Source organism: Desulfatiglans sp. (assembly GCA_012513605.1).
GTDB lineage: Bacteria > Desulfobacterota > DSM-4660 > Desulfatiglandales > HGW-15 > JAAZBV01.
This window is the reverse complement of record JAAZBV010000130.1, coordinates 67,192-81,203: the sequence shown is the minus strand read 5'-3', so window position 1 is coordinate 81,203 and position 14,012 is coordinate 67,192. Positions and strand designations below refer to the sequence as shown.

18 protein-coding genes are annotated in these 14,012 nt (G+C 43.2%); 11 read left to right on the top strand and 7 right to left on the bottom strand.

Annotation, left to right across the window (positions count from 1 at the left end):
- Positions 1 to 134: 134 nt before the first annotated feature.
- Entirely contained in the window at positions 135 to 1,490 is a 1,356-nt protein-coding gene (gene creD, locus GX654_17795; GenBank protein NLD38718.1) for a cell envelope integrity protein CreD, read from the bottom strand.
- Positions 1,491 to 1,666: 176 nt separating this feature from the next.
- Complete coding sequence (trmB, locus tag GX654_17790; protein NLD38717.1) at positions 1,667 to 2,305, bottom strand: tRNA (guanosine(46)-N7)-methyltransferase TrmB; 639 nt, start codon at positions 2,303 to 2,305, stop codon at positions 1,667 to 1,669.
- Positions 2,306 to 2,618: 313 nt separating this feature from the next.
- Here trmB and GX654_17785 point away from each other — a divergent pair, with 313 nt between their 5' ends.
- The 11 genes from GX654_17785 (at position 2,619) to GX654_17735 (ending at position 9,485) form a co-directional block, all read left to right on the top strand.
- Positions 2,619 to 3,374, top strand: a complete 756-nt coding sequence (locus GX654_17785) for a four helix bundle protein (GenBank protein ID NLD38716.1) — start codon at positions 2,619 to 2,621, stop codon at positions 3,372 to 3,374.
- A gap of 8 nt (positions 3,375 to 3,382) precedes the next feature.
- Positions 3,383 to 4,084: a class I SAM-dependent methyltransferase gene (locus GX654_17780; GenBank protein NLD38715.1), complete on the top strand. Its 702-nt coding sequence runs from the start codon at positions 3,383 to 3,385 to the stop codon at positions 4,082 to 4,084.
- Positions 4,085 to 4,209: 125 nt separating this feature from the next.
- Complete coding sequence (locus GX654_17775) at positions 4,210 to 4,497, top strand: DUF1778 domain-containing protein (GenBank protein ID NLD38714.1); 288 nt, start codon at positions 4,210 to 4,212, stop codon at positions 4,495 to 4,497.
- Positions 4,494 to 5,012, top strand: a complete 519-nt coding sequence (locus tag GX654_17770; GenBank protein NLD38713.1) for a GNAT family N-acetyltransferase — start codon at positions 4,494 to 4,496, stop codon at positions 5,010 to 5,012. The genes GX654_17775 and GX654_17770 overlap by 4 nt, the downstream gene beginning before the upstream one ends.
- Before the next feature lie 17 nt (positions 5,013 to 5,029).
- Positions 5,030 to 5,296, top strand: coding sequence for a DksA/TraR family C4-type zinc finger protein (locus tag GX654_17765; GenBank protein NLD38712.1), 267 nt, complete (start codon positions 5,030 to 5,032; stop codon positions 5,294 to 5,296).
- A 293-nt stretch (positions 5,297 to 5,589) separates the two neighbouring features.
- Positions 5,590 to 6,327, top strand: a complete 738-nt coding sequence (locus tag GX654_17760) for an HNH endonuclease (GenBank protein NLD38711.1) — start codon at positions 5,590 to 5,592, stop codon at positions 6,325 to 6,327.
- 54 nt (positions 6,328 to 6,381) lie between these two features.
- Positions 6,382 to 7,479 carry a hypothetical protein gene (locus GX654_17755; protein NLD38710.1) on the top strand — a complete coding sequence of 366 codons (1,098 nt, stop codon included), beginning with the start codon at positions 6,382 to 6,384 and terminating at the stop codon, positions 7,477 to 7,479.
- 284 nt (positions 7,480 to 7,763) lie between these two features.
- Positions 7,764 to 8,165 (top strand): DUF2384 domain-containing protein, encoded by a 402-nt coding sequence (locus GX654_17750; GenBank protein ID NLD38709.1) that lies wholly within the window; start codon positions 7,764 to 7,766, stop codon positions 8,163 to 8,165.
- On the top strand, positions 8,162 to 8,659 hold the full coding sequence (locus tag GX654_17745) for an RES family NAD+ phosphorylase (protein ID NLD38708.1): 498 nt from the start codon (positions 8,162 to 8,164) through the stop codon (positions 8,657 to 8,659). Before GX654_17750 ends, GX654_17745 begins: the two co-directional genes overlap by 4 nt.
- A 185-nt stretch (positions 8,660 to 8,844) precedes the next feature.
- Positions 8,845 to 9,099, top strand: coding sequence for a hypothetical protein (locus tag GX654_17740; GenBank protein NLD38707.1), 255 nt, complete (start codon positions 8,845 to 8,847; stop codon positions 9,097 to 9,099).
- Positions 9,096 to 9,485 (top strand): type II toxin-antitoxin system VapC family toxin, encoded by a 390-nt coding sequence (locus tag GX654_17735; GenBank protein ID NLD38706.1) that lies wholly within the window; start codon positions 9,096 to 9,098, stop codon positions 9,483 to 9,485. The genes GX654_17740 and GX654_17735 overlap by 4 nt, the downstream gene beginning before the upstream one ends.
- Positions 9,486 to 9,537: 52 nt before the next feature.
- Here the strand turns inward: GX654_17735 and GX654_17730 are convergent, their stop codons facing one another.
- From GX654_17730 to GX654_17710, 5 genes are all read right to left on the bottom strand, one after another.
- Positions 9,538 to 10,362: a glycosyltransferase gene (locus GX654_17730; GenBank protein ID NLD38705.1), complete on the bottom strand. Its 825-nt coding sequence runs from the start codon at positions 10,360 to 10,362 to the stop codon at positions 9,538 to 9,540.
- Positions 10,359 to 12,095 carry a 4-hydroxy-3-methylbut-2-enyl diphosphate reductase gene (gene ispH, locus GX654_17725; protein ID NLD38704.1) on the bottom strand — a complete coding sequence of 579 codons (1,737 nt, stop codon included), beginning with the start codon at positions 12,093 to 12,095 and terminating at the stop codon, positions 10,359 to 10,361. The genes GX654_17730 and ispH overlap by 4 nt, the downstream gene beginning before the upstream one ends.
- Positions 12,092 to 13,069, bottom strand: a complete 978-nt coding sequence (dusB, locus tag GX654_17720) for a tRNA dihydrouridine synthase DusB (protein ID NLD38703.1) — start codon at positions 13,067 to 13,069, stop codon at positions 12,092 to 12,094. Before dusB ends, ispH begins: the two co-directional genes overlap by 4 nt.
- Positions 13,070 to 13,440: 371 nt before the next feature.
- Positions 13,441 to 13,719, bottom strand: a complete 279-nt coding sequence (locus GX654_17715; GenBank protein ID NLD38702.1) for a DUF2442 domain-containing protein — start codon at positions 13,717 to 13,719, stop codon at positions 13,441 to 13,443.
- Positions 13,700 to 13,936 (bottom strand): DUF4160 domain-containing protein, encoded by a 237-nt coding sequence (locus GX654_17710; protein NLD38701.1) that lies wholly within the window; start codon positions 13,934 to 13,936, stop codon positions 13,700 to 13,702. The genes GX654_17715 and GX654_17710 overlap by 20 nt, the downstream gene beginning before the upstream one ends.
- Positions 13,937 to 14,012 lie beyond the last annotated feature (76 nt).

Here is a 14,012-nt window from a genome sequence, read left to right as displayed (position 1 = left end):
TCTCTTTGTATCGTGCCATCTATCGCTCCGCTGGAAAGATCGTTGAAGGATGATTGCACTTTATCATATCCAGCGGTTCATTCAATAATTTTTCAATACCTTTAGTACTTTTTCGACAGCTTCAACGATCAGGTTTAAAAGGAAACCTCTGTCTTAATTTTATTCACAACCTCTTCCCCATACCAGTTGATCCGCCGGGTCATAAACATTACAGCCGCTATTATCACCAGTAACCCGATGCTGCCCATGAGCAGGGCATAATCCCCAAGCTGCAAAATAATAAACAGGTAACTGTAAAGCACCGCAAGGAGCCCCAGTATGGTGGCGGCAAATAGTTTATTAGGTATGATAGCCTTTGCATAGCCTGAGATAATCAGTGTCACGGATAGTGCGGAGATGATATATGCAAGGTTGAAATTAATGTGTTCGGATAGTGAGAGTACAAGGGTATAAAAGATCAGTATCGCCATACCGATCAGGATATATTGTATCGGGTGAATCCTCTGCCTGTTTATCACCTCTGACAAAAAGAATGCCCCGAATGTAAAGAGCAGAAACATTACTGCATACTTGGCAAGACGTTCTGATTTCTGGTATGTGTCAGTGGTTATGATGAGCTTAACCCCGAAGGCTGAAGGGGCAAGGTCATACTGTTTGCCATCCCAGAATTGAGGATAGTTCCTGTTAAGGTGCAGCACCTTCCAGGTCGCCAGAAAGCCTTTGCCATTTGTCTCTCTTTTATCAGGGAGGAATGCCCCGTCAAAAGATGGTGAAGGCCAGTCAGAGTTAATAGTTACTGTATTGGTTTCACCTACAGGGATAAAGTATAATTGATCGCTCCCCTTGAGGTTAAGTTCAAAGGAGAAGTTGCCATTATCATTTGCTGCCAAAAGATCAATCTGGGTACTTACACCGGCAGGGGCAATATCCGCTGTTTTCAGGCCAGGGCTGGTTTTGCAGGGTTTTTCATTGTAGATGATATCAATTTTTTCCTCTATTCCGCGCATATCCGAAATACCTACAGAGAGCAGCGCCTTTTCCCATTCTATGTTATTAAAGTCTATATTAAGCTTTTCAGGTGAAGGTCTCCTGAACCGGCCATTAAGCTTAAGCTTCCCATCATATACCACCGTTTTAAAGATTCCTCTTTTACGCATTTCATGGGTTATATTGCCCGTAATAGCAAGGGTTTCAGGCAATATATGGAGATATCTTATGTTGTATTGCGATGTCCCGGTACTGTCCGTGTAGTAAACTCTGAATGGGACAGTAATAAAAGGGCCGGTTATGGTCTGCCTTCCGCCCCATTTCTGATTGATCTCTGTTACAACAGAATCGCGCCTCGCCTGTCTTTCCCTGATAAGGTTCTGGATCATCAGGGCTGGTATGAGCAAAACCAGTATCAGCACCCCTATTGCCATGATCTTTATTGTTGTAGATTTTGAAATATGATTTGCCGCCTTGCCTATACTATCATGTATCTCTGTCATTTTTGCCTCCATATGGGTTACTTTTTTAGGGTGATTATTAACCGGGCATATGTGTCTATTAGGAAAATAATGTGAAAAATGTGTGAAAAAGAGGGCAAAGAGCTCAAAGCTCAAAGCTCAAAGAATAGAGCTGAAAGCTGAAGGCTCAAAGCTCAAAGGGGATCTAACTGCCCCGGTTAAACCTCTATCTTCAGGTAGCAGATCTTTTTACCCATTGTGCGGAAGTTATCTTCATATTCTGTGGTTACAAGGCGAGCATCAAGGTCTGTGCTATGCAGGTCATCTGTTACCTCTATGATATTCATGTTGCTTTCTCTGCACTCATCCAGTGTAAATGAAAATAGTTCAACATTGTCGGTCTTGAATTCAATAAATCCCCCAGGTCTGAGCGCCTTTTTGTAACCTTCAAGAAATCTCCTGTGGGTAAGACGCCTCTTTGCATAACCCTTTTTGGGCCAGGGGTCGCTGAAATTAAGATATATACCTGAGAGTTCACCCTGATCAAAGTATGCGTTTACATCAATAACGTTTTCATTCACAAACAGGATATTGTTTTTATCAGCGCTTACGGCCTTTTCAAGGGCACGGATTATTATGCTCCCCCTGGATTCAAACCCGATATAGTTGCGTTCAGGATATTTGTTTGCCATGCTCATACTGAACTGCCCTCTTCCGCAGCCGAACTCAGCATAAATGGGATGTCCATTATCAAAAACATCACCCCATTTGCCCCTGTTCTCAGTCGGGTTATTCACAAGATACCGCGTATGGCTCGCAAGCTTCTGGTCTATATTTTTTATTTTTCTTTGGCGCAACCTGAACCTCAATCATATATTGAATTCACATATCCCAAACCGGTTTATGTGGTCGCGGTATTAATAATATCGGAAATGGTTATTGTCAATTAACAGATGAGCTATTAGCAGTAAGCAATCAGCATTCAGCTAAATCTATGTTGTTGATTCTTGATAATAAATGAAAAATTAAACCATGTTTGAAAATGTCCCCCAATTATGCTAAATTTCTAGCGTTCGGTTATAAAATAAAAGATGCACAAATAATATTTGAGCGCACAGGAAGCCATTCTGATTTGTTCAGTAAGTAGAAAACTATAAAAGGAGGCTTTTCATGCCCAGGATCAAGCCAAGTGGAGGTTACAGGTCAACTGCAAGTTTTCAGACGGCAACGATTATCTATGATGCTACATACTGGTTTTGTGAGAAGTTCATTAATCAGTTTAACCGTATGACAGACCAGATGATCCAGGCGGCACGTTCTGGCCGCCAGAATATTGCAGAGGGGAGCAGGGCAGCGGCCACCTCTTCACAAACAGAATTACGCCTGCTCAATGTGGCGCGGGCAAGCCTTGAAGAGCTGCTGCTCGACTTTGAGGATTTTCTGAGGCACCGGCGTATGGCATTATGGGTGCCTGATTCAGCGGAGGCGATGGCTGTACGCGGGGTGCCGGTAAAATATAAAAAAGATCAGTCAGATCAAACTAACCTGACTGGTCTGACCGATCAGGCGCGATGGCAGCTTTATGCAAAATGGCTTGAACATGATGACCCTGCCATACGTGCCAATGCCATCATCTGCCTGATCAATCAGGCGAATTATTTGCTTGATCAGCAGATCTCAGCGCTGGAAAAAAGCTTTGTGGAAGAAGGTGGTTACAGCGAACAGCTTGCATCAAAGCGGTTTGCTTTCAGGGAAAATAAAAAGGCAATTCAGCCGGAGCAGGCTGATTTGCCAGATTCAGCTCCCCTCTGCCCGATATGCGGGAAGGCTATGGTTGTGCGGACCGCCAAAAGCGGGAAAAACGCAGGCAACCGGTTCTGGGGTTGCTCTGATTACCCGGATTGTAAAGGGGTTGTGAAGTTATGATGATGCAAATGGATACTAAAAACATATGGCAGTACGACGAATTTAAACAGGTTGGTACAGATTATAGCAGCAGGGAGGAAGTGGATATATATGACTCCCGGCATGCTGATTTCCGCGACATTGAGGCTGAGAGCAGGAATATCCTCGACAGGTTTGGTAATAACATAAACGATGTGCTTCTTGATTTTGGTTCAGGAACGTGCACTTTTGCGATTCAGGCGGCAAAAAGGTTTAAAAGGGTTCATGCCATTGATGTCTCACAGGTCATGATAGAACATGCAAAAGCAAAGGCCGTTAAGGCCGGGGTTGCAAATATCATGTTCCACCATGCCGGGTTTCTTACCTACGAGCACAAAGATACCCCTGCCGATGTCATAGTAACAACACTGGCCTTTCATCACCTGCCGGATTTTTGGAAGGGCATCGCCTTGAAAAGAATGTGCAGTATGCTCAAACCCGGCGGCTTTCTGTATATTCATGATGTCATTCTTGAAGAAGTAAATTCAATTAATAACATACAGGCCCTGATAGACAAGCTTGCTAAAGACGGTGGGGACCTATTGCGGGAGGATACTGAAAGGCATTTCAGGGAGGAGTATTCAACCTATGACTGGGTTGTGGATGAGCTGTTAAAGAGAAGCGGGTTTCAGGTAAAGTCAAAGCAGATAGAGGGCGGGGTGCTGGGGGCTTATCTGTGTATAAAAAGCTAAAACACTAAGCATTATTGCATTCTTATGTAAGGTATGCCTTGCCACAGTAAATACCACCTGATTGACAAAGGCACCTTTTTGCTGTACATTTTTAGCATTTAAATGCCCTTAAAGAGGAAGTAATTATGAAAACTTCAGCAAGTCTTAAAAGCGATAGAATTAATATCCGCCTGAGCGGTACGGTTAAAACACTATTAGAGCGAGCCGCAAGCGTTGAAGGAAAGACAGTAAGCAATTACATCCTGAACTCTGCATTGGAACGGGCAGAAGAGACAGTTCGCAAACATGATACAATATCCTTAAATGCCAAAAATTCAGAGATATTCCTTAATGCATTATCAGGTGATATTAGTTTTAATAAAAAACTCTCTGATGTCTTAAAAGAACATTCCCGGCGGATCACCAGTAAATGAATGACTGGTCCAAATTTATCATAGAGCCATTAAGCCCGGCACATGACCGGCCAGGATTTACATGTGGAATTGATAGTTTGGACAACTACATAAAAAGGCAGGCCAATCAGGATATCAAGAGGCAAATCAGCCGGGTTTATGTAGCTGTAACCATTGAAAAACCAAATAAAATTATGGGGTATTACACCCTGAGCAGCCTTTCTATAGAACTGAACCAATTACCGGAAGAGGTATTAAAAAAATTACCAAAGCACCCAATCCCTGCTGCGCTTTTAGGAAGACTCGCCGTTGACAAATCGGTGCAGGGTAATGGAATTGGAAAGATGTTATTGGCTGATGCATTAAAGCGGATACTAGTGATCAGTGATGAGATTGCCATATACGCAGTGGTTGTGGATGCTATTAATGTTAAGGCAAAAGGTTTTTACACGCAATATGGCTTTCAGTCACTCGGTGAAGAAACTCCCAGGCTGTTTTTACCTCTTAAGGCAATAACTTTTAGTTTTAATGATTGAAATACAAAGAGAATGTTATGGCAGTAGGGTGGGCAAAAGATAGCGGGGTGCAGGATCAGATTGATGCCACAGTGGAATCTGCTGTACAGCTTGCTAAAAGCAGATTGCCAAAGGGTGAAAGCCTGACCCATTGCGAGGAATGCGAGGCAGAAATACCAGAGGCAAGGCGCAAGGCATTGCCAGGGGTGAGGCTATGTGTTGCCTGTCAGTCAGAGCTGGAAAAAAAGCTTAAGAGTAATGAGCTCTACAATCGGAGAGGCAGCAAGGATAGTCAGTTGAAATAGTTATTTTCAGACTTCACCCCTTCCTATCGCAAGCATTTTTTTTATAGCTACTGCTACCTGATCTGAAACCCATCATAAGTAATTCAAGGTAATGACTTATTTGGGAACTCTTTTCTTGAATAATACTTTTGCTTATGGCAGATTGTACAAAAATGAATCTCTAAAAAGTATTTTCCGTAAAAATAGTTTTCTTGATAACTCCGGAAATGTGATGTTATCAAGTTAGTAAATAGTCTTATTTATTGCTTTCCACTCTGAATGGATAAATGAGTTGTAAGGTTCGCAAGGAAAAAATGACACGTAGAGAGTTCATGGAGTCCGTGGGGGCAACCTGCCAAAACTGGCAGTGGAGTTGGTCCTTCGTCAATCCTGCAAAGCGTTTCGTCGTGTTCGGCGCATGGGACAGAAATACCGCCGGCCAAAGGAGCCTTATTCTGTCCGAGACCTGGGAGATCAACAGTCGAGGCAGGAGGAATCCGGGGTTCCAGCAATCTCGCGACCATGTCCGACTTGTTGAAGAGGAGGGGTACACACTCAAAACCTTTCCCATGGAATACTCTGATGCAAGAAAGGATAAGCATGGCGTAGGACCGGCGACCATCAAGGGGTTCACACCCGAACTCTCAGATAGAACTCTCAAGAGAATCGGTAATGGGTGGTACGCATGCGATGAGGTTGATGACATTCAAATAGCAGAGGAGATTCCGACTCCTGAGAAGTACTCCGAAGGTGCAAAGAAGACAATCGCAATAAATGCCTTCGAGCGTAGCGCAAGGGCAAGACGAGCATGTATCCGACATCATGGTTTGAACTGCACAGCATGTGGGTTCAACTTCGAAGCGGCCTACGGTACTCTCGGCGAGGTCTTCATTCATGTCCACCACATCATTCCTATTGGTGCTGTGGGGGACGAGTATTCGGTTGATCCAGTGAAAGATTTGGTACCCATATGCCCGAACTGCCATGCCATGATCCATCGGGTGAATCCACCTCTGACGATTGAACAACTGAGGAATATCCTGAACAAATGAGATAGATTACGAACAACAACCCCCTGTTAATCTGGGCTTCAGAAGGGCCATAATGTGCGAGAGTTAAAAGCGACCATACAACAGCTAATAAATCTTAAAAAAGAAGGAGACTCCTGGGATTTCAAATTGGTACATCATAAGGAGGTCGGAGATCTCCTGTTTGATATACTATGTCTGGCGAATTCACTTTCTATATCAACCTGTTACTTGATATTTGGAGTTGATCCTAATTCTTTCGAGATAGTGGGACTTCAAGAACCTCGACCAAGGGCTCAGGCAGATATTATAGATTTTTTAGTGGGTGCAAACTTTGCGGGCGCGAGAATACCAAGCATAGAGCTTGTTGAAATAACCATGAACGGAAAGTCAATAGACGTGCTTGTAATCAGACAGACTGGTAAACAACCATTCTACCTCGAAAAGGATTACGTCTTTGGAAAGAAAAGAATTTCAAGAGGAGTAGTGTACTCCCGTGAAGGTGACAGGAATACAGCCATGGATTCAATTGCGCCACCGGATCGAATTGAAGAATTGTGGATGCGAAGATTTGGTTTGCACGATTCGCCAATCCAGAAATTCAATCGAATACTGGCCAACTACAGTGAGTGGCGGTGGGATGGAATCAATAGTGCCTATTTTATACCTGACCCTGATTATACAATCAAAATTCAAGATAATGAGACTTTAGGAGCAGGAAAGTATTGGTGGGGGAATTTGCCAATTGAGAAACCAATAGTAGACGAGCTTTCGCTACTCTTTCGCAATGTTGAACTTGAAAAGATAATAACCGTGAGTTACTACAATGAGTGTTTGACTATTCCGTTTCCCGATATTAAGTCTGTATTGCTTCCAGAAGATCCTGACTACTACGATATTTGTTATTATATCGAAGGGACTAGAAAACACGCGTATCTGCAGCATCTCTACGCTTCTCGCGCCAAATCTGTACCTTCACCTTTAGTTTCTCGGGAAAAACCTCCAATTATTATATTGCCATTCCTCATTCTCGAACAAGAAGATAATCTGAATTCAGTTCTAAAGTGGGTCAACGAGAACTGGGGCAAACAACCATGGATCAATCGAGTTGGCCTGACACCGGATCAGAAAAATCAGGAGTTCTCTTGGTGGATCTATGAAGCATTCAATAAATAGCTTTTTAATAGGATAGCCGGTTGCGCCTCCCCAAGACGCCACAACATGTTTGGAAAGGCGACGTTCATGATTTCATGCTTTTCTTGCTACCGTTTTTTTGTAATCTCAACAAAAATAACCTGGATAGACAGGTGATTTTCATAATACCAGGAAAAAGAAAATATCTTCGGTAAAAATTCGGAGAGGTTGGTTTCCACCCCTAAAAGTGAATAAGAAAATTCTCTTTACAAATTGCCATTTGAGAATTATCATATTGCCATATGGCAACTTAAAAGGTGGGCATTATGAATATTGCGTATATAGATATAAAAACACAGAACACCACTCAACTCATATCACGGATAAAAAAGGGTTTACCCTTAAATATGTTTGCACAGTTGTGCAGTGATCTCGGTGTCCCGGAAAAAGAGCTTTGCAGGATACTTAAGATACCGCCGAGCACCCTTGCCCGGCGTAAGAAGAGCGGGCAGCTCTCCTTTGAAGAATCCGAGCGTGTCTTTCGTATAAGCAAACTTTATGACAGGGCGCTTGATGTATTCAAAGACCCTGAACAGAGCAGCAACTGGTTCAAAGAACCTTCGTGGGCGTTGGGTAATGTGCCTCCACTGGAATATGCGGATACCGAGCTTGGTGCCAAGGAGGTTGAAGACCTCCTGGGCAGGATAGAGCACGGGGTGTTTTCATGATCCTTGCCTGGCGAATTGTCAGCGCCGCTTATCAGGAGAGCGCCTTTACAGGTGATGGCGCAAAAACATATGGCGGCAGATGGAATAGCAAAGGTGTGCCAGTAATATACACCGCAGAGAGCCTGGCCCTTGCATCCATAGAAATCCTTGTAAACCTTTCATCTGCAAAACTCTTAGATAATTATGTGAAAATACCTGTGCATTTTGAAGAAAACCTGGTACAGGCGCTCCCATTTAAAGACCTTCCTTCAGACTGGAACAACAGGCCTGTATCACAATCCACACAAATACTTGGGGATAAATGGTTTAAGGAACAGCGCTCAGCAGTGCTCAGGGTTCCAAGCGTGGTGGTACCTGAAGAGTATGTTTATCTGTTAAATCCGGTACATCCCGATTTTACAAAGATTGAAATTGGAACCCCTGTTGCATATCATTTTGATACAAGACTCATAAAAAAGGATGATCAGAGAAGGGTTTTAGTCAGGCCCAGGTAATATTCCCCCTTCTTCCTTTTTACCTCTCTTTATACACCCGTTCCCATACACCTCGCACTTGTATTCAAGCTCTGTTAACAGTTCCCGCGGGAACGTGGTAAAAAACATCTGCAATCATGTCTTACATGATTGACATGATAGAGATTGCCTCATATAATGCATTAAAATGAGTCAGGAGGTGAGTCATGGCACAGATAACTATCCGGGGAATTGACCCGGAAATAGAAAAAGAGATCAGGAAAAAGGCTATGGAAAGCGGTCAATCCCTTAACAATGTGGTTCTTGATATTATTCAGAATAATATGGGAAAGAAGAAAAAGCGTTTTCGTAATGGTAATTCCTTAAAGGCACTCGCTGGCGGCTGGCATAAAAAAGATGCTTCACAATTTTTAGACTCAATTAAAATTTTTGAGCAGATTGATGAGGATATGTGGAAGTGAAGATTTTGCTGGATACAAGCGCTTATGTCGCTTTTAAATTGAATAATGAAGAGATTGTTGAGGTTATTACAAATTCAGACGAGATTGTTTTCTCTCCTATTGTTATGGGTGAATTGCTTTACGGGTTTCGAAACGGCGCAAAATTCAAACAGAACATGGATGAACTTAATCAATTTTTATCTCATGAAATAGTTGAGATATTAAAAATAGGAGATATTACATCAGACAGGTATTCAAGGATTGCACAACAATTGAAATCCAATGGGACTCCAATACCAACAAATGACATCTGGATAGCTGCTCAGGCAATGGAACATGGTGCAGAATTAATTACATGTGATAACCATTTTAATAGAATAGCCGGGCTGGTTCATACTATTTTTTAAACGCACAATGATCGGAACTACACAGTTGACAGAAAACAAGAGGGCCTCAATATCACAGCAGGGTTTTAATCAAGCACAGGTAATATTCCCCCTCTTCAATCTTCCCCCTCTTAATACACCCGTTCCCATACACATCGCACTTGTATTCAAGCTCTGTTAAAAGCGCCTTTGCCTGTATATCATTCAGCACCCCTTTTTTGAACAAATTAACCATTGCCTTAATCCTGTACATGTCCATACCTTTTATGCTCGCAGAAAGCTGGTCAGGTGCACCTCCTTCTTTTACAAGAAGATCCTGTTCTATAAGGTAAACCGGGTATCTGTATGCGATCCTGAGCCACAGGTCATAATCCTCACACACTGGGAACTCCTCATCAAACATGCCCACCTCATCCAGTAGGGATTTTTTAAACATCACAGCAGACGGGCTAACAAGGCAGAGTTTAAGGGATGGGATAAATATATCACCAGAAGGTTTCAGGTGCTTATTACCGGGGTTTACACGTTTACCATGCCTTATCCATAATTCCCTTGCCTGACATATAACCGCATCAGGGTGCGCCCTGAAAAAGGCTGTCTGCACCTCAAGCTTTTCAGGGAGCCAGTAGTCATCCGAATCCAGCAATGCAATATATTCTCCCTTTGCGTTTCTTATGCCGGAGTTTCTTGCCGCTGATACGCCCTTGTTCTTCTCATGCAGGATTACTTTAATCTGGCTTCCAAATTCGTTTAACCTTTCAATGGTGTTATCAGTGGAAGCATCATCGATCACGATTATCTCAAAATCTTTGTATGTCTGTTTAATAACAGATGTAATAGCACGGCATACCTTCTCCGCCCTGTTATATGTAGGGATAATAACACTTATTTTTGTCATGTGAGGATAAGCCAGATGATGCTTAAGAGGCCGGCCAGAAAGAGGTTCCCCTCTACCAGCGCCTCAAGGAATGTACCGGGGTAGATGCGTCTTTTGACATAGGCTGTCATGCATAATGCGAGTGTGACAAAACAGGCAAGGAGGAGCAGCGAAAAGGTGCTTACGATTTTAAATATGGGTGCAATCACAAGTAATGCCCCATTAAAGACTAGTATCCATTTCAGGATGGAGATAGTTCGTTTTTCGCCTATACTTATTGGCAGGGTCTCTACACCAACAATAAGGTCTCCCTGTACCTGGAACAGGTCAAAAAATGCTATGCGGAAAAATGCAATGGAAAGGATCACAAAAAATGTGACTGACACTGCGGGCCAGTGGATGTCACCCGCTGTAAGCAGGGGCACAAGCGTGATCACCACTGCCCAGGCAATTGCCTCAAGCAGGGTTTTTGAGCCGGGGATGTCCTTTATTTTCACATATCTTGAGAGGTGCCTTATCCCCGAAGGGATTATAGGTATACTGTAAAAAATACCCAAAAGGATCATCCCTGACATAACAAGAAACACCCTTATGCCCAGATTCCATGAGAGGCTCAATGCGCAAAACAGGGAAAGCATGCTTGAAAGACCAAGGAATACCCTGTGTCGCTTATAAAACCCGGCCCTTTCCGGGTCATTGTATGTGCTTGCTCCCTTGTCAAGGAAACGATAAATGACATGGATGGCATAAATATAAAAGAAGGCGATAAAGGGATAGGTGATATGGAGTCTCCTGCCCGAAAGCACTGCTGCTGCGCATGAAAGGGCAAATGCCCCCAGGGCAACCATGATGTTGCTTAAGAGCAGAAACTTGAATGCCTTGTTCAGCCAGCGTTCAATGATTGTCTCGTTTCTGCCCTTAATCCCCTCTATCTCCTTAACCACATTTTTTATCATCCAGTTTGGAGTTGAAGCCCCGGCAGTAACCCCCACCACCTCCATATCATGAAAATCCTCTTTTTTAATCTCCTTTTCAGTCTCTATATGATAGGCAGGAGTTCCCGCCTCAATAGAAACCTGTGCAAGTCTTTTTGTGTTTCCGCTGTGATACCCCCCCACCACAACCATGCAGTCTACCTGGCTGGCGATCTCCTTTACCTCAGACTGCCTTTCGCTTGTTGCCTCGCATATGGTGTTAAAGATGGCAGCATCAGAAAAACGTTCCTGAACTTTTTTTACTATCTCTTCATACAGCTCTTCGTTCTGGGTCGTCTGGGCAACAAGGCAAATCTTTTCTGAGTCAGGCACCTGTGAAAGCTCTTCAGGGCTGTTAATAACGATAGCTTTTCCCTCTGCATACCCCACAAGTCCTATTACCTCTGCATGGTCTCTGTCTCCGGCGATTACTGTAGTATAGCCTTTTTTGGCATGACGCCTGATTATGGCCTGCACCTTTGCAACCCTGGGGCAGGTGGCATCTATTATCTTCAGGCCGGATTCCTTTAATATGGTTCTTTCTTCAGGCGGGATACCGTGCGCCCTGATAAGCACTGTCCCGCTCTTAAGCCCTTTTATGTCATTAACCTCCTGGACCTTCTTGGCCTTTAAGAGATCAATAACCTGGGTATTGTGTATAAGCGGGCCATAGGTATAGAGTGGCACCTCCTCATGCCTGTTTGCCTCTGCAAGCACCATCTCCATTGCGCGGCGTACACCCATGCAGAAACCTGCTGATCTTGCAAGCTTTACCTTCAAGCCATCCTCTCCTCAAGTGCACTGAAATACCTGTCCATTACAGATATGAGTGAATCAAAATCCTTGATCTGTGTAAATGCCTCCCTGAATTTGCTGCTGCCAGGGAGTCCCTTTGTGTATTTGAGCATGAGCCCCCTCATGCAGAGCATTGCCTTTCTGTCGCCAATGCAGGCGGTGAGGCACTTATACTGATCCATGATAAGCGCCCTTCTTTCAGGGATGTTTGGCTCATAAATGGGGTTACCCTTTTCAAGCTCTATAGCCTGCCTGAATATCCAGGGGTTGCGTGATGCTGCCCTGCCTATCATTACGCCATCGCACCCTGTTCTTTCCATCATTTTAAAGACATCGTAAGGTTCGTTTATATCACCATTACCTATTACAGGAATCTTTACGCTCTCCTTTACACGTGTGATAATGTCCCAGTCTGCATGGCCTGAGTAACCCTGGCTCGCTGTGCGTGCATGGATTATGACGGCATTGGCACCGCATTCCTCTATCATTCTTGCAGCATCGCATGCGATTATGGAATCAGATGTCCAGCCTGACCTGATTTTTACAGTAAGTGGAGCCGCGCATGCAGCCCTGACTGCTGTAATGATCTTTTTCGCCCTGTCCAGACTTTTAAGCAGGGCCGCCCCTGACCCGGTCTTTGTTACCTTTTTCACAGGACACCCCATGTTAATATCCACAATATCGGCACCGCTTTTTACCACTACCTGTGCTGCCATTGCCATAACAGAAGGGTCAGAACCGAATATCTGGACAGCAAGTGGCCTTTCTGCCGGGTCACTTACTAAATACTCCATGGTCTTTTTCTGGTTCATGTAAAGACCCATGGCGCTAACCATTTCACTGTAAACAAGACCTGCCCCGAGCCTTCTTATTATAAGACGAAAAGGGAGGTTTGTGACCCCGGCCATAGGCGCAAGGATAAATCTGTTTTCAAGTTCTATGTTTCCAATCTTAAGCATCGCTGTATATTAGTTAACTATTTGAATAAATTCAACCCTGCACTTTCAAGTTAATATGTTGCCCCGATGGCGCTGATGAAAATGACGCACATATAGTGCTATTAATACACCGCACCTATGGTGCTTTTCTTGCCTGTGTTCTAGAGCTAAGGAAATTGTATTAAATCCCAAAGGGGTGGCATGTTAATAGATAAATTGATATTTTTTGGGGTGATTGAAGGGTAATTTAAATATCATATTGTTAAGAAACGTATTCATTAACAAGATGCGGAGCGTCAAATTAAATCATTCCCACTGTGACCATGGGAACAAGAGAAGAAGTTTAAGAATGGGTGACATTAATAACAAAAAAGACAGGCACCAATGGAAGATCAAGATGCTTTAATGTAGGGCAATTGAAAATTGCCAGCAACTATGCCCGGAACAGTAATGTCTTCATCAAGGGATTCCCAGCGTAATGCAAAGCCATTTAATCGCAATGTAACTTCTTTAAGCTGGTCATCATTTGCTTTCGAAAGAATTTTAAACCGATCTGCTGGAAAACCGATAATACGGCCATCTGTTAACTCAATAAAAATAGTCCTTTTCTCAGCCCAGGCATTGATGGCTGTAGGTTCAACAGTATCAATTTTAATAGCTGCGGTTTTCATCATATTTTCCCTTTAAAAAAGTAATATTTTCAAAAATCAGCTTCTCAATAATTCTTAATGTTATTGGAGATATTCCCTTATTACGCGCCAACCTGACAGGATCAAGCCAAAATTTGCATTCACCGTCTGGTGTATCTATATGAATATGAGGCGGTTCTTTTCCTTCATCCGAATAGAAATGAAATCTAAAAGACCCAATCCTCAATACTGTCGGCATATATGGAACAAGCTCCTTATACAATTTGTGATATAGCGTAAAAAATAAATATGAGTCTGTCAATCTTATAAAACTG